Raw genomic sequence first — 14,763 nt, forward strand, 5'->3', positions numbered from 1 at the left:
GATGATAGTGTCGGCATATCCGGCCGCGTTCGCGTGCCGCACCCTCTGGACGCAGTTTCTTCCAGACCCATTCCCAACGTTCGCCGCCCCAGCCGGGCGCTCGCACCTTCAAGCGAGGAATAACGCTCTTGTCCGATAACACTTCCGAAACCGGCAGCGCCGATGCGCCCGCCGAAAAGCGCGTGCGCAAGCCCCGCGTGAGCAAGGCCGCCGCCCCGGCAGCCGCCGAAACCAGCGCCGCTCCGGCGCAACCGACCCTGCCGCTGGCAGCCGCGCCCGAAGCGCCGGCACCGGCTGCAGCCGCCCCCGCGCCGAGCGCGCCTGCCACTGAAGCCCCCGCCTCCGGCGGCGGTGAGGGTGGCGAAGGCCGCGAATCCGGACAGCGCCAGCAGAACCACCAGGGCGGTGGCCAGAACCAGGGCCAGGGTCAGAACAACAACCCCTACAACCAGAACGGCCAGCAGGGCCAGGGCAATCGCCGCGACCGTTTCCGCAACCGTCGCGACCGTGACCGCAACCGCGGTGGCCGTGATGACGGCATGCCGCAGGACGGCGGCGAGCAGCAGCCCTTCGTGCCGCGCCCGCACGCCAACGTGCCGGAAGGCTTCCCGGTCTACTCGCTGAGCGACCTCAAGCGCATGCCGGCACAGAAGCTGCTGGAAATCGCCGAGCAGCTGCAGATCTCCGAAGGCGTGGCCCGTGCCCGCAAGCAGGACGTGATCTTCGCCCTGCTGAAGGTGCTGACCCGCCACGGCGACGGCGTTGCCGCCGATGGCGTGCTGGAAATCCTGCCGGACGGCTTCGGCTTCCTGCGCGCGGCCGAAGCCAGCTACCTGGCCGGCCCGGACGACACCTACATCTCGCCCAGCCAGATCCGCCGCTTCAACCTGCGCACCGGCGACCACATCTCCGGCCGCATCCGCTTCCCGAAGGACGGCGAGCGCTACTTCGCGCTGAACATCGTCGACACCATCAACGGCGAGCCGATCGAAGCGTCGAAGAACAAGGTGCTGTTCGAGAACCTGACCGCGCTGTTCCCGCGCCGCCGCTTCACCCTGGAGCGTGGCAACGGTTCGTCGGAAGACATCACCGGCCGCATCCTCGATCTGATGGCGCCGCAGGGCAAGGGCCAGCGTTCGCTCATCGTGTCCCAGCCGAAGGCCGGCAAGACGATGATGATGCAGCAGGTCGCCACGGCCATCACCACCAACCACCCGGACGTGCACCTGATCGTGCTGCTGATCGATGAGCGCCCGGAAGAAGTGACCGAAATGCAGCGCACCGTGCGCGGCGAGGTCATCAGCTCGACCTTCGACGAGCCCGCCGCGCGCCACGTGCAGGTGGCCGAAATGGTCATCGAGCGCGCCAAGCGCCTGGTCGAGCACAAGAAGGACGTGGTGATCCTGCTGGACTCGATCACCCGCCTGGCCCGCGCCTACAACAACGTGGTGCCGAGCTCGGGCAAGGTGCTGACCGGTGGTGTGGACGCCAACGCCCTGCACCGCCCGAAGCGCTTCTTCGGTGCCGCGCGCAACGTGGAAGAAGGCGGCAGCCTGACCATCATCGCCACCGCGCTGGTCGACACCGGCTCGAAGATGGACGAGGTGATCTACGAAGAGTTCAAGGGCACCGGCAACAGCGAAGTGCACCTGAGCCGTCGTATCGCTGAAAAGCGCGTGTTCCCGGCCATCGACATCAACCGTTCCGGCACCCGCCGCGAAGACCTGCTGATCGAGCCGGAGCTGCTGCAGAAGATCTGGATCCTGCGCAAGCTGCTGCATCCGATGGATGAAATGGCCGCGATGGAGTTCCTGCTGGACAAGATGAAGAACACCAAGTCCAACGACGAGTTCTTCGGTTCGATGAAGCGCTGATCCACGGCATTGCATCGAAAAGAACCTGCCGCTCGCTGCGGCAGGTTTTTTTTTGCCTGCAGGGCGACCCACTTCACTTTGCCGCCGCCGACTTTTGGCGATAATTCGCCCGATACCCTGCCCGGCCCTGCGGGCGTGGCCACCGACTCCCGCTGTCGCCCCTTCCGGAGAACCGGTCGGGTCCAGCCTCCTGCCGGATCCGTCGACGCATGCGAACGCTGTCTCCCCGCCTCAACCTGGGCAAGCTGATCCTCGCCCTGGCCCTGCTCAGCGCCATCATCGCCCTGGCCAATACCCTGCTGGCCAGCTACCGCGTGCAGCGCGACCAGCTGGTCGGCAATACCCTGGAAGCCAACCGCGTCTATGCCACCAAGCTGGCCGAGACCACCCAGAACTTCCTGCTGGCCGCACAGCAGGAGCTGGCCTACGCCGCCACCCGGCTCGGCCAGAGCGACCTGGATCCGAAGCAGGCCCAGGATGAAGCCAGCCGCCTGCAGCTGCAGACCAACAGCTTCAACTCCTCGCTGGTGGTCGACGCCGACGGCCTGGTGATCGCCACCTCGCCGCAGACCCTGCAGCTGCAGGGCGAGATCCTGCACAGCGTCGGCAACAACGCCGCACTGGCCGCGCGCCAGCCGATGATCAGCGATCCCTACCAGTCGGCCACGGGCAAACTGCTGGTCTCGCTGTCGCACCCGATCTTCGACCGCCAGGGCCGCTACCGCGGCTACGTCAGCGGCACCCTGTACCTGCGCCAGCGCAGCGCGCTGCATACGCTGCTGGGCAAGCACTACTATCGCGACGGCTCCTACCTGTACGTGGTCGACCGCCATGGCCGCCTGCTGTACCACGCCGACGGCAAGCGGGTCGGCGACTACGTGGTCGGCAACCCGGCGGTGAAGGCGGTGGTGCGCGGCGAACGCGGCGCGCAGCAGGTCCGCAACAACCTGGGCGTGTCGATGCTGGCCGGTTATGCGCCGGTACCGGCCACCGGCTGGGGCATCATCGCCCAGCGGCCGACCGAGGCCACGTTGCAGCCGCTGTCGCGGTTGATGACTGCGGTGATCTGGAACGCGATCCCGCTCGGCCTGCTGTCACTGCTGATCACCTGGTGGTTCGCCCGGCGCATCTCGATGCCGCTGTGGCAGCTGGCGCGCAACGTACAGGGCGGCGAGGACACCGGCAACGCGATCAACCACGTCAGCGGCATCCGTGCGTGGTACTTCGAGGTTGCCCAGCTGAAGCAGGCGGTCCTGCACAGCTTCAACGCCCTGCAGGACCGCATCGGTACGCTCAACCGCGCCAACCGCACCGATCCGCTGACCGGCCTGCTCAATCGCCGCGGCCTGCAGCAGGCGCTGGATGCGCTGCAGGTGCAGGGCATCCCGTTCGCGATCCTGGCGCTGGACATCGATCGCTTCAAATCGATCAACGACAGCCACGGCCATGACGTCGGCGATGCCGCCATCGTCCATATCGCCGACCAGATGCGCCGCTACTCGCGCGACAGCGACATCCTCTGCCGCGCCGGTGGCGAGGAGTTCCTGCTGCTGTTGCCGGGCATCAGTACCGACTCGGCACGCCAGGCCGGCGAGCGCCTGCGCCAGCACATCGCCGGTCATCCATTCGAGCCGGTGGGCACCATCACCGTGTCGCTGGGCGTGGCCCACTTCCCCAGCTTCCATGTCGATGCCGAGCAGGCGCTGCGGCTGGCCGACAAGGCCCTGTACATGGCCAAGGAACAGGGCCGCAACCGGGTGGTGGTCTACCCGTACGCGGACTGAGAAGCGGCCGGCCTGGCCAACCGCCTCACCGCGCCGGGCTCAGCGCTGGGCCAGCGGCGTCAGCAGGCGCAGGCCGCGCTGGGTGCCATCGACCATGTACACGCCGCCGGCGGGCAGCAGATCACTGCCCACCTGCTCGGCAGCGTCCGGCTTGCGCCACGGTGCGGCCTGGCGCGGGCCGGGGATGAAGGCACGCCAGCGGCCATAGCGTTCCGGCTGGCCGTTGTCGCTGTTGTTCAGGGCGAAGGTGACCGGCACGCGCACGGTCCAGGAGTCACGCGTACTGTCCTCGCCGGTGGTCGGCGGCACGAAGGTCCACTTGCGGGCCGCACTGATACTGGCCTTGGCGAGGATGTCGCGCATCTTGGACATGGTCCGTTCCGGTGCGACCACCGTCATGTTCACCTGTTCGGCAACGACATCGGCGACGGTGCCGTCGCGCGCTACCTGGACCAGCAGCAGCACGTCACCCTGCCCACCATTGCGGAAGGCATCCTCGGGGTAGCGCGGTGGCGGCATGTTCTTCCGGGTGACCGAATCGGTAGCCTTCGGATCATATTCACTGAAATCGACACTGGTCATGCTGATCTGGTAGTTGCCGTCGTCCTGCTCCTTGCCACGCAGGCGTACCCGCAGCGGCGCGTGGGTGGCCACCGGCTTGCCGTCGCGCAGCGTCGGCTCGAACTGCCAGCCACGGATAGTGCCTTCCACGAACGATGCGATGCCCGGTGCGAGCATCGCCTGCTGGTCCAGGGTCAGCTTGCTGACCGATCCGTCGGCCGCCACATCGATACTGCCCGACAGCGCCATGCTCATCTCGGCAGTGGCGCGCACGGCGCGCGCGTTCTGGGCAACGGCATCGGCCGGCAGCAGGGGAGCGCCGGCGGTAAACGCCAGGGCCAGGGCAAGGAACAGGGGGGAGCGCATCATTGCCGGATCCATGGTGATGAGGTGAACCCAGAGCGTACCCCAGTCTGGACGGGACCGGCAGGCGGTTCACGCCAATCCGTTCAGGCCAGGCGATGGGCCACCGCGTAGGGCGGCGTATCCGGATAGTCACCGCCGGCGAAGCGCGCCTGCAGGCCCTGCCACCACGCGGGATCGAACAGGTGCCGATAATGTTCGCGCACCGCGGACAGCTCGCCCGCCGGCAGGCCCATGAACGGGCCGAAACGCTCGGGAAACACATCGCGTGGCCCGACATGGAACCAGGGTTCGTCGGCCATGGCTTCCTCCGGCGTACGCGGCTGCGGCCAGGCGCGGAACACGCAGTCGCTGACCAGGCACAGCTCGTCATAGTCGTAGAACACGGCCCGACCATGCCGCGATACGCCGAAGTTCTTCGGCAGCATGTCGCCGGGGAAGATGTTGTTGCGCGCCATGTCGGTGATCGCCTGCGCGTAGTCGAGTACCGCCGCGCGCACCGCCTCGCCGCCCTGCTCGCGCAGGTACAGGTTCAATGGACGGAAGCGACGCTGCACGTAGCACAGTGCGACTTCCACCTGGTCGCCATCGACGCGCACGCTCTGCGCGCACTGCTCGAGCAGCTCTTCCAGCAAGGCCGGTGCGAAGCGGTCGCGTGGGAAACGCAGATGGCGGTACGGCTGCGCATCCAGCAGGCGGCCGACCCGGTCGAGATTGAACACCAGCGCGTACTTCTCTTCCACCTGCTGCCGCGACATCGCCTTGGGCCAGGCGAAGCGGTCGCGGATCAGCTTGAACACCAGCGGATAGCTGGGCAGGGTGAACACCGCCATGACCATGCCCGGCGTACCTTCGGCGGGCACCAGCCGCTCCTGCGGATGTTCGTTGAAGTGGCGGAAGAAGGTCCGGTAGCGCTCGGTCTTGCCCTGCTTGGCCCGGCCCAGAACGGTGTAGATCTCATCGATGGGCTTGCCTGGCAGCAGGCTGCGCAGGAACACCACCGCATCGCCGACCGTGGCAAGGTCGGCCTGGAAATAGCTGCGCGACACGCCGAACAGGTGGGCGACGTCGCGGCGCCGGGTCAGCACCGCATCGGCACGCAGGCCCTGGCCATCGTTGACCAGGGCAATCACGCACGGTGAGAAGCGATGCTCGCCGAACACGCGACCCACCAGGTAGGCGCGGCGCTCGCGATAGAACACGGTGTCCAGCAGCTCGATGCTGCGTACCGGCGTATCGCCCCAGTGGGCCAGATCATCCTGCAGGCGCACGGCGATGGCCGCCGCGCAGCGCAGCTGGTGCGCATAGGGAATGTCGAAGCGGTAATCGGCCAGCACACGCTGCAGGGCCTCCACCGGCCGCGTCGGCGAGACCGCATAGGTATGCCGTGCGACCGGGTGGGTGATCGCATCGGATGGCTCGACATCGAAGGCGATGAACTCCAGTTCCGGGTCCACGCCACGGGTGGAGAACAAGCGCCGCGACAGCGTGTTGTAGAAGGTCTTGTACAGTTCGGCGTCGATCAGCCCCCGCAGCAGTGCGCTGTAGCGCGCATGCACCTGCAGCCACAGCGCGCGCTCCCCGATCGCTTCGCCGGCGAGACGCCGCAGCGCATCCATCTGTTCGGCGATGCACAGGTCGTACAACGCGATGCGTTCGACTGCATCCTGGCGCGCGCCCGCCCAGTCGCGCTGCTCGAAGCGCTGCCGCGCACGGGCGGTGATCGCCGCAAAGCGGGCGTGGTACTGCTCGAAGCCGGCGTGGATGGCGCAGGCGATGCGCAACGCCAGCTCGGCAGCGATGTCAGGCTCGGACATGCAGGACTCACCCGGGAGGACCGGCTTCACCATACGCTGGCGTGGGGTGGCTTGTGTAGGGCCACTGCGTGCCGCGACAAACGCAACGATTCCTACAGACCCGATGCCTCCCCGCTGCCTACCCTTTCAGGCCCAACAACGGCACGAGGTGACGCATGCAGCAAATGACCTTTATTCCACGCGTGGAGGAAGGCAACGTAATCCCCCAGCGCGCCCGCGACGGCTACATCAGCGCCACCGCCCTCTGCCAGTCCGTCGGCAAGCGCTGGTCCGATTACCGGGCGTTGAAATCGACGGAGGAGTTCCTGCAGGAGCTCATGGCGCAGACGAAGCTGTCCGAGAATGAGCTGATCCACGCGGTATCCGGTGGAAACCCGGCGATGCAGGGCACTTGGATCCACCCGTACCTCGCCATCCACCTCGGCCAGTGGCTGTCGCGCAAGTTCTCAGTGAAGGTCTCGCAGTGGGTGGTGGAATGGCAGCAGGGTCGCGCCAACGCGGTGATGCCAGCGCACATCGACCGCTACATGCAGAACCGCGCCAAGGTGCCCTATACCCACTTTTCGATGCTCAACGAGCTGACCCTGAACCTGATCGCGCCGCTCGAGCAGGCAGGCTACACGCTCCCGCAGGCGCTGGTGCCGGACATCTCCGAAGGCCGCCTGTTCTGCAAATGGCTGAGGGATCATCGGGGTATCAACACCGATGCACTGCCCACGTATGACCACTCCTACCCGGATGGGCGCACGGTGCAAGCCAAGCTGTATCCCAACGAGCTCTACGAAGACTTCCGCCGCCACTTCAACGAAGTGTGGTTGCCTGAGAAGGCGCCGGCGTACTTCGCCAAGCGCGACAACAAAGCGCTTTCGTTCGTGACCACGCTGCTGCTTCCACCGCAGTGAAAGCAGCGCCGAACGTGCTCGGCTGCTTCGGCTGAAAGCAGCCGAGCATGGCTCGGCTCTACTGGAACCGATGGCTCAGATCGCCAGTTCAGCCTCCACGTCCTGTACCTTGCGCCGGGCCAATGCCAGGTTGGACTTGGTACGGTCCAGCACGATGTAGAAGAACAGGCCCTTCTTCTTCGCCACCGGGCGCATGATGTGGTACGCCTTGCCCAGCGAGATCAGGATGTCCTCGATGCTGTCGTTGAGGTTCAACGACGCGGCGGTCTTCATCTTGGCGCGGATCACTTCGGTGTTGCCGGCGGCGGCCACTTCCATGTCCATGCCGGCACCGGCTTCGCCCAGCAGCATGCCGCTTTCATAGTCGACCAGCGCCACTGCCTGCGCGCCGTCGATGCCCATCAGTGCGTTCAACGATTCATTCAATCCAGCCACGTCGCACCTCTTGTCGATGTTGGTTCGAGCCCCTCGTTCCCCTGCGGCCGGGCTCACGATCCGCCGAGTTCGGCCAGGATCGCCTGGCCACATTCCCTGCTCTGCCACAGCACCTGGCCGATCACGCTGCGCTGGTCGCAGGCCGCCATCAGCAGCAGCGGTGCGCGCCCTTCGGCCTGGATCGCCAGCATCAGCACCTTGCCGCCCGCCGCTTCCAGCATCAGTGTCTGCAGATCGCCCAGTACCAGTTCGCGCCCGACCGCCGCGGCCAGCGCCAGCATCGCGCTGGTCATCGCCGCCAGCCGTTCGCCACGCCCTTCGGCGCCGGCACTGACCAGGGCAAAGCCATCGACGCTGGCCAGCACTACCGTGCGCACGCCTTCGACCCGCTGCTGCAGGTCCTGCAGCAGGGGCTGCAGGCGCTCACGCTGACCGGCATCGGGCAGTACCGCCATCTGCCCGTCAGCCATGTGCAGCCACCAGTGCGTGCGCTTCCATTTCGCTCATCAGTACATCCATCAGCAGCAGTCCCTGTTCGCGGTCACGGGCATCCACGGCCAGCAGCGGCAGCGGCTGGTCATCGAGGCAGGCACGGGCGGCCCAGTCATCCAGCGCGGCCTGTGGCGCCTGGTCCAGGTGGGTGACCGCCACGACCAGTGCCAGGGATGATGCGAACGGCTGCAGCACCTGCAGGTAGCCCTCCAGCTCGCTGGCTACGCCGGCGCGGCGCGCGTCCAGCAACAGCACCGCGCCACGCGCGCCCTGCAGCAGGATCGGCCACAGGAAATCGAAACGCTGCTGGCCGGGTGTTCCGTACAGCCGCAGGCGTTCGCCGTTGGGCAGGTCGATGTCTGCGTAGTCCAGCGCCACGGTGGTGGAAGCCTTGTCGGCGCCGAGGCGATCACTGTTGGCCACATCCGTGTCGACCACCGCGCCAGCCGCGATGCTGCGTACCAGGGTCGACTTGCCGCTGCCCATGCCGCCCAGCACGACCACCTTGTGCTCACGCATTGCGCTCGCTCCCGCGCAGGTGCCGCCACAGGCGGGCAAGCAATCCGTTGTCGGTGCGGGTGCCACCTGTCGCCATCATCGGCGCCGCCGGGGCGGCCTGCAGCTGCGCGTAGCCACACAGGTAGGCGGCATGGATGAAATCGCGAACTGCCGCCGCCGGCAGTTCGAGCAGCATCGCGCATTCTTCAACCGTGCACGCGCGCTTGAGCAGCAATGAGCACAGGCGGAAGCCATCGTGGTCATGGCCCAGCACGCGGAAATCCGGCCAGCGCAGCAGCTTCACCGAGGCGCCGCGCAGGCGCTCGTCCAGCGCCTGCCAATGGCGGCTGCGTTGCGCCCATTGCCAGAGCAGCGGCCGCAGCGGCTGGCGTGGCCGCTCGCCGGCCAGGGCCTGCAGGCGCGCGGGTGTCAGCGCATCCAGCTGCAGGCGTTCGAAGGCATCGGCCAGGCGCTCCACCAGCGCGCTCGCGGGTTCCTGCAACAGCACGGCCTGGTCTTGCTCCAGATCCATCAGCAGCAGAGGCTCGCCTGCATCGCTCAACAATGCCTGCCCTTGCCTCAAAGGCAGCCGCTCGCGCAGCAGGCGGGTGATGGCGTGCGCGCCATCTGCCAGGCGGATCGGTGCAGGTGTCTGCATGGCCAGGGGCTCCGGTGCCAACTGCATGCGGCGCAGCGCGCGACCGATGGCACCGTCATCAAGCACGTCCTGATGCCCGTCGCCATCACGCAGCTGGCCGCCGATGTCCTCGATCCAGCACTGCAGGCGCGGTCGTTGCTGTCGCATGCGCTGGGCGGCGTTGCGCAGCGCCGGGGTATCGCGGATGACCAGCAGATCGCAATCGTCCAGATCCTGGCTGCGGCGGACCTGGCCATCCGGCAGTGCCGAGGCCAGGCGCAACCGTTGCAGCAGGGCCTGCTCGCCCTGGATATCGGTTCCCACTACCAGCACGCGTGCCATCCGTGTTCCCCGAGCGACCACCTCCCCGGTGGTCTCGCGTCGCCAAGGCTAGGGCATTGCCGACGAGGGCCGTCGTGATCGACTGCTCAGATTGAGGGCGGCTGCAGTCCGCCTCCTATCGGTTCTGCGACGGCCATCGCGGGCAAGTTTCATGCCCCTTTGACGGCATTCCGACAGCCGACGGATGTCACGGTTTCATCCTTCGGGGTCAGATCCCTTCTGCCATGCAAAAGGGATCTGACCCCGAAGGCCGCAAAAAAAGAAACCCGCGCCGAAGCGCGGGTTCCGGTGTCACGGCCGAGCGGCGCTGGATCAGCCGCGCAGCTGCTCCAGCGCGGCGTTGAAGGTCGCGCTCGGGCGCATCGCCTTGCTGGCCTTGGCCACGTCCGGGCGGTAGTAGCCGCCGATGTCCACCGCCTTGCCCTGCACCGCGATCAGCTCTTCGACGATCTTCTGCTCGTTGTCGGTCAGTGCCTTGGCCAGCGGGGCGAAGCGTGCCTTCAGCGCGGCATCTTCATTCTGCGCGGCCAGGGCCTGGGCCCAGTACAGCGCGATGTAGAAGTGGCTGCCGCGGTTGTCGATGCCACCCAGCTTGCGCGACGGCGACTTGTCGTTGTCCAGGAACTGGCCGTTGGCCTCATCCAGCGCCTTGGCCAGCACGCGGGCTGCGGCGTTGTCGTAGCGGTTGCCCAGGTGTTCCAGCGACGCTGCCAGGGCCAGGAATTCGCCCAGCGAATCCCAACGCAGGTAGTCCTCTTCGACGAACTGCTGCACGTGCTTCGGGGCCGAACCACCGGCGCCGGTCTCGAACAGGCCACCGCCGGCCATCAGCGGCACGATCGACAGCATCTTGGCGCTGGTGCCCAGCTCCATGATCGGGAACAGGTCGGTCAGATAATCGCGCAGCACGTTGCCGGTCACCGAGATGGTGTCCTCGCCCTTGCGGATGCGGTCCAGCGAGAATGCGGTGGCTTCCACCGGCGGCAGGATGCGGATATCCAGGCCGTTGGTGTCGTGGTTCTTCAGGTAGGTTTCGACCTTGGCGATGACCTGCGCGTCGTGGGCGCGGGCGGCATCCAGCCAGAACACGGCCGGGGTGCTGCTCAGGCGGGCGCGTTCGACGGCCAGCTTCACCCAGTCCTGGATCGGCGCGTCCTTGGTCTGGCACATGCGCCAGATGTCACCGGCTTCCACGGCGTGCTCGAACACCACGGTGCCGGCATCGTCGGTGACCTTGACCACGCCATCGGCAGCGATCTGGAAGGTCTTGTCGTGCGAGCCGTACTCTTCGGCCTTCTGCGCCATCAGGCCGACGTTCGGCACCGAACCCATGGTGGCCGGGTCGAAAGCGCCGTGCGCCTTGCAGTCGTCGATGACGGCCTGGTACACACCGGCGTAGCAGCGATCCGGAATGACCGCCTTGGTGTCCTGCAGCTTGCCTTCGGCGTTCCACATCTTGCCGGAGTCACGGATCATCGCCGGCATCGAGGCATCGACGATCACGTCGCTCGGCACGTGCAGGTTGGTGATGCCCTTGTCCGAGTTGACCATGGCCACGCCCGGACGCTGCGCGTACTCGGCAGCCAGGTCGGCTTCGATCGCCGCACGGGTGGCCTCGGGCAGCGACGGCAGGCGTGCGGCCAGGTCACCGATGCCGTTGTTGGCATCGAAACCGGCCTGCTTGAGCACGTCGGCGTGCTTGGCCAGCACGTCCTTGTAGAACTCGTTGACCGCCACGCCGAACATGATCGGGTCGGAGACCTTCATCATGGTCGCCTTCAGGTGCAGCGAGAACAGCACGCCCTGGGCCTTGGCATCGGCGATCTGCTCGCTGATGAAGGCGGCCAGTGCCTTGCGGCTCATCACCGCGGCATCGACGATCTCGCCGGCCTTCACTGCGGTCTTTTCCTTCAGCACGACGGTGCTGCCGTCCTTGCCGTGGAAGGTGATCTTCAGCGCACCGGCGTTGGCCAGGGTGGCCGACTTTTCGCTGCCGTAGAAATCACCGGCGGCCATGTGCGCGACGTGCGACTTCGAATCCGACGCCCAGGCGCCCATGCGGTGCGGGTGCTTGCGCGCATAGTTCTTCACCGACAGCGGTGCGCGGCGGTCGGAGTTGCCTTCGCGCAGCACCGGGTTCACCGCACTGCCCTTGACCTTGTCATAGCGCGCCTTGTAGTCGCGCTGCTGGTCGTCGGCCGGGGTTTCCGGGTAATCCGGCAGCGGATAGCCCTGGTCCTGCAGTTCCTTGATGGCCGCCTTCAGCTGCGGCACCGAGGCGGAGATGTTCGGCAGCTTGATGATGTTGGCGTCCGGGGTGGTCGCCAGCTGGCCCAGCTCGGCCAGGTCGTCGCTGACCTTCTGCGCGTCGCTGAGCAGTTCCGGGAACAGCGACAGGATGCGGCCGGACAGCGAGATATCACGGGTTTCCACCACGATGCCGGCAGTGGCGGTGTAGGCACCAACGATCGGCAGCAGCGACTGGGTGGCCAGGAACGGTGCTTCGTCGGTCAGCGTGTAGAGGATCTTGGACATGGGGGACTTGGACTCTGTAGCGATGCTCAGGGGAAGGCCGGCGCCAACGCCGGGCCACGTGCAACCGTGTCGCGCGCGGGGCCGGGCCCCGCGCTTTCCCCCGTCGCCGTCAGGGTGGGCGCGCGGCGGGGAAACCCCTGCATTGTCGCGTTTTCAGCCGCGCGGGGCAAAGCCGCGCCATACGCGGCGGTACTGCATGCCGGCAACGCTGTGATCCATCCACGCCCGGTGTGGATGAAGCGCGGCCCGGTTGTGACTAGATCCACGCCATGCGTGATGGGGCCAACCGCCACCCAATAAAAAAGGACGCAGCCTCGCGGCTGCGTCCATCGTGAGCCCTGCCGGGAGAGAGTCGGCAGGACTTACTTGACCTCGAACTCCTGCGGCGTTCCAGCCGCCTTGCCATCGACGGTGACCTCGGCGCGGTACTTGCCGGCCGGCCAGCCCTTTGCATTCTTGAACGTGACGTTGGTGGTTTCCGCGCCGCTGGTGTTCAGGGTCGCGTTCTGCTCGCCGGCCACCTGGCCGTCCTGGTAGGTCAGCTTCGCGCCAACGGTGACGTTGTTGGCAGCGCCATCGGTCTTGACCGAGACGATGACGTCATCCTTAGGTGCGAACAATGCTGTCGTCGCAACCGACTTGTCGGCGGCTGCGGTCTTGCCCACGGTGACCGCCGAGACGCTGACTGCAGCGGCTTCGGCCATCGGCGGCGGTGCGCCGGTCATCGGGGCCGGTGCCGCCGGCTCGGCCGGGGCAGTAACTGCCGGTGCGGCGTTGCTGTCGGTCGACTCTTCCTTCTTCTTGCAACCGACCAGGGCAACGCTGCCCAGCAGGGCGGCGATCAGGGCGGTCTGGAGCGGGGTGGTCTTGATCATTCGGGGTTCCTCCCAGGGATTGTCGGACGGCGTTCGATCGCCGGCTTACTTCGGCGGCAGTTTCAGGGTCTGGCCCGGGAAGATCTTGTCCGGGTCATCAAGCACATCGCGGTTGGCTTCGAAGATCTTCTTCCAGGCATTGGCGTCGCCCAGATGCTGCTTGGCGATCTTCGACAGCGAGTCACCCTTCTGCACGGTGTAGGTGCCGCCGCTGACAACGTCGGCGGTGCTGTCCACCGAAGCGCTTACGCCTGAGAAGTCCGCCTTCGGCACCTGCTCGGCGGTACTGTCGACGCTGCCACTGACGCCGGAGAAATCGGCTTTCTTCTCGGTACTCATCCACAACTCCCGTCTGCATGACTACGTGGTTCGCACGTTGCCATGGCGGTTGTTAAATGGGGATGGTGCAGATGTGAAGCCGCCCCCGGGGGCGGCTGAACAATCGGGAGAGCCGGTGCCCGGTAGTGCCGGCCGCTGGCCGGCCTGCCCTTGCCCTGGATGCGGGTTCCCTGCAGTTGCCGGCCAGCAGCCGGCACTGCCCGTAACCGCCTGCGGCGGTTATTTATTGCCGCAGTTCGCGGTAGGTCGCAGCCGGTGCAACGATGCCGGGGCTGGCCCGCCAGGGATTGATATCCAGGCCACCACGGCGGGTATAGCGGGCCTCCACTTCCAGCCACTGCGGCTGGCAGCGGGCGGACACTTCGCTGAAGATCCGCTCAACGCACTGCTCGTGGAACTCGGCGTGCTCGCGGTAGCTGACCAGGTAGCGCAGCAGGCCCGCACGGTCGATCTTCGGCCCGCGGTAACGCAGGCTGACCGTCGCCCAGTCCGGCTGGCCGGTGACCGGGCAGTTGGACTTCAGCAGCGCCGAGACCAGGGTCTCCTCTACCACTTCATGCGCATCGGCGGTGAGGAAGTCCGCCTGCGGCGGACCGTAGCAGTCGATCTCCACATCCAGCCCGTCGACGGATTCACCGAGCGGCGTCTCGCGCAGGCCCGGCAGACCGAACTCGACCTGGACAGGCGCACCGGCGCAGGCTGACAGGTCAGCCACCAGACGCTCGCGCAGTGCCTCGGCGCTGTCGATGCGGGTGCTGTTGAGGGAGTTGAGGTACAGCTTGAACGACTTCGACTCGATCAGCCGCGGCGAGGTGCACGGCACCTGCACGGTGGCGACGGCCACCTGCGGCTTGCCACGCGGGTCGAGCCAGCTCAGCTCGAAGGCATGCCAGCGGTCGTGGCCGACGAACGGCAGCGCGGCGTCATCGAGGCCGATCTCGGCGCGGGCGCCGATGCGCGGGATGGGGAACAGCAGGCCGGGATCGTACTGCGACGGGTAACTGACCTCGCGACCGAGGCTGGAATCCTGTGGGGTGTTCATGGGGGTCATTGTATCGCGCGAAGGGCGGGCCTTCGGCCGGGCCGGCCAACGGCGGAGCCCCTCCGTGGTGGTTTTGTTGGTTGGTCGTGGAAGGCGGTCTATCGGCTTGGCCGGGTGGGTAGGCGGGTCGGGGGACGCCGTAAACCCGTCCCTGGGGGCTTGGCCGCGGCATCCATGCCGCGGACACCCCCGCCCCGCCTACCCACCCGGCCCCTGACAGTTCCCTGCACGCGGCCGCCACCACGGGAAAGATCAGAAAATCAAAAT

At 66.8% G+C, this 14,763-nt stretch carries 13 protein-coding genes; 3 read left to right on the forward strand and 10 right to left on the reverse strand.

Annotated features, from left to right (window positions below):
- The first annotated feature begins 128 nt into the window (after positions 1-128).
- Together rho and DFO63_RS10050 are read left to right on the forward strand one after the other, a co-directional pair.
- Entirely contained in the window at positions 129-1,874 is a 1,746-nt protein-coding gene (gene rho, locus DFO63_RS10045) for a transcription termination factor Rho (RefSeq protein ID WP_119006834.1), read from the forward strand.
- 209 nt (positions 1,875-2,083) lie between these two features.
- Positions 2,084-3,658 carry a sensor domain-containing diguanylate cyclase gene (locus tag DFO63_RS10050; protein WP_049447297.1) on the forward strand — a complete coding sequence of 525 codons (1,575 nt, stop codon included), beginning with the start codon at positions 2,084-2,086 and terminating at the stop codon, positions 3,656-3,658.
- 39 nt (positions 3,659-3,697) lie between these two features.
- Here DFO63_RS10050 and DFO63_RS10055 read toward each other — a convergent pair whose 3' ends face one another.
- Positions 3,698-4,588 carry an energy transducer TonB gene (locus DFO63_RS10055; protein ID WP_049447295.1) on the reverse strand — a complete coding sequence of 297 codons (891 nt, stop codon included), beginning with the start codon at positions 4,586-4,588 and terminating at the stop codon, positions 3,698-3,700.
- Positions 4,589-4,668: 80 nt separating this feature from the next.
- Positions 4,669-6,399 carry a bifunctional isocitrate dehydrogenase kinase/phosphatase gene (gene aceK, locus DFO63_RS10060; RefSeq protein ID WP_049447342.1) on the reverse strand — a complete coding sequence of 577 codons (1,731 nt, stop codon included), beginning with the start codon at positions 6,397-6,399 and terminating at the stop codon, positions 4,669-4,671.
- Positions 6,400-6,563: 164 nt separating this feature from the next.
- Between aceK and DFO63_RS10065 the strand changes: the two genes are divergently transcribed.
- Positions 6,564-7,301: a KilA-N domain-containing protein gene (locus DFO63_RS10065; protein WP_259337413.1), complete on the forward strand. Its 738-nt coding sequence runs from the start codon at positions 6,564-6,566 to the stop codon at positions 7,299-7,301.
- 75 nt (positions 7,302-7,376) lie between these two features.
- Here the strand turns inward: DFO63_RS10065 and DFO63_RS10070 are convergent, their stop codons facing one another.
- The 8 genes from DFO63_RS10070 to queF form a co-directional block, all read right to left on the reverse strand.
- Positions 7,377-7,736, reverse strand: coding sequence for a hypothetical protein (locus tag DFO63_RS10070; RefSeq protein ID WP_005419760.1), 360 nt, complete (start codon positions 7,734-7,736; stop codon positions 7,377-7,379).
- Between the two features lie 53 nt (positions 7,737-7,789).
- Positions 7,790-8,206 (reverse strand): roadblock/LC7 domain-containing protein, encoded by a 417-nt coding sequence (locus DFO63_RS10075; RefSeq protein WP_019336717.1) that lies wholly within the window; start codon positions 8,204-8,206, stop codon positions 7,790-7,792.
- Complete coding sequence (locus DFO63_RS10080; RefSeq protein WP_049447290.1) at positions 8,199-8,747, reverse strand: ATP/GTP-binding protein; 549 nt, start codon at positions 8,745-8,747, stop codon at positions 8,199-8,201. The genes DFO63_RS10075 and DFO63_RS10080 overlap by 8 nt, the downstream gene beginning before the upstream one ends.
- Entirely contained in the window at positions 8,740-9,705 is a 966-nt protein-coding gene (locus tag DFO63_RS10085; RefSeq protein ID WP_049447288.1) for a hypothetical protein, read from the reverse strand. The genes DFO63_RS10080 and DFO63_RS10085 overlap by 8 nt, the downstream gene beginning before the upstream one ends.
- 312 nt (positions 9,706-10,017) lie before the next feature.
- Positions 10,018-12,240, reverse strand: a complete 2,223-nt coding sequence (locus tag DFO63_RS10090; protein ID WP_049447286.1) for an NADP-dependent isocitrate dehydrogenase — start codon at positions 12,238-12,240, stop codon at positions 10,018-10,020.
- A gap of 362 nt (positions 12,241-12,602) precedes the next feature.
- Positions 12,603-13,115 (reverse strand): hypothetical protein, encoded by a 513-nt coding sequence (locus tag DFO63_RS10095; protein ID WP_119006835.1) that lies wholly within the window; start codon positions 13,113-13,115, stop codon positions 12,603-12,605.
- 45 nt (positions 13,116-13,160) lie between these two features.
- Positions 13,161-13,454 carry a LysM peptidoglycan-binding domain-containing protein gene (locus tag DFO63_RS10100; protein ID WP_005419771.1) on the reverse strand — a complete coding sequence of 98 codons (294 nt, stop codon included), beginning with the start codon at positions 13,452-13,454 and terminating at the stop codon, positions 13,161-13,163.
- A 223-nt stretch (positions 13,455-13,677) separates the two neighbouring features.
- Positions 13,678-14,496 carry an NADPH-dependent 7-cyano-7-deazaguanine reductase QueF gene (gene queF / locus DFO63_RS10105; protein ID WP_049447282.1) on the reverse strand — a complete coding sequence of 273 codons (819 nt, stop codon included), beginning with the start codon at positions 14,494-14,496 and terminating at the stop codon, positions 13,678-13,680.
- Positions 14,497-14,763: the final 267 nt, after the last annotated feature.

The sequence above is a fragment of the Stenotrophomonas sp. AG209 genome, from assembly GCF_003550055.1.
Taxonomy (GTDB): Bacteria; Pseudomonadota; Gammaproteobacteria; order Xanthomonadales; family Xanthomonadaceae; genus Stenotrophomonas.

What these genes read in the sequence shown, in the direction of transcription:
- DFO63_RS10050 (WP_049447297.1), top strand. Translation starts at nt 2,084, where the DNA reads ATGCGAACGCTGTCTCCCCGCCTCAACCTGGGCAAGCTGATCCTCGCC.
- DFO63_RS10055 (WP_049447295.1), bottom strand. Translation starts at nt 4,588, where the DNA reads ATGATGCGCTCCCCCCTGTTCCTTGCCCTGGCCCTGGCGTTTACCGCC.
- aceK (WP_049447342.1), bottom strand. Translation starts at nt 6,399, where the DNA reads ATGTCCGAGCCTGACATCGCTGCCGAGCTGGCGTTGCGCATCGCCTGC.
- DFO63_RS10065 (WP_259337413.1), top strand. Translation starts at nt 6,564, where the DNA reads ATGACCTTTATTCCACGCGTGGAGGAAGGCAACGTAATCCCCCAGCGC.
- DFO63_RS10075 (WP_019336717.1), bottom strand. Translation starts at nt 8,206, where the DNA reads ATGGCTGACGGGCAGATGGCGGTACTGCCCGATGCCGGTCAGCGTGAG.
- DFO63_RS10080 (WP_049447290.1), bottom strand. Translation starts at nt 8,747, where the DNA reads ATGCGTGAGCACAAGGTGGTCGTGCTGGGCGGCATGGGCAGCGGCAAG.
- DFO63_RS10085 (WP_049447288.1), bottom strand. Translation starts at nt 9,705, where the DNA reads ATGGCACGCGTGCTGGTAGTGGGAACCGATATCCAGGGCGAGCAGGCC.
- DFO63_RS10090 (WP_049447286.1), bottom strand. Translation starts at nt 12,240, where the DNA reads ATGTCCAAGATCCTCTACACGCTGACCGACGAAGCACCGTTCCTGGCC.
- DFO63_RS10095 (WP_119006835.1), bottom strand. Translation starts at nt 13,115, where the DNA reads ATGATCAAGACCACCCCGCTCCAGACCGCCCTGATCGCCGCCCTGCTG.
- DFO63_RS10100 (WP_005419771.1), bottom strand. Translation starts at nt 13,454, where the DNA reads ATGAGTACCGAGAAGAAAGCCGATTTCTCCGGCGTCAGTGGCAGCGTC.
- queF (WP_049447282.1), bottom strand. Translation starts at nt 14,496, where the DNA reads ATGAACACCCCACAGGATTCCAGCCTCGGTCGCGAGGTCAGTTACCCG.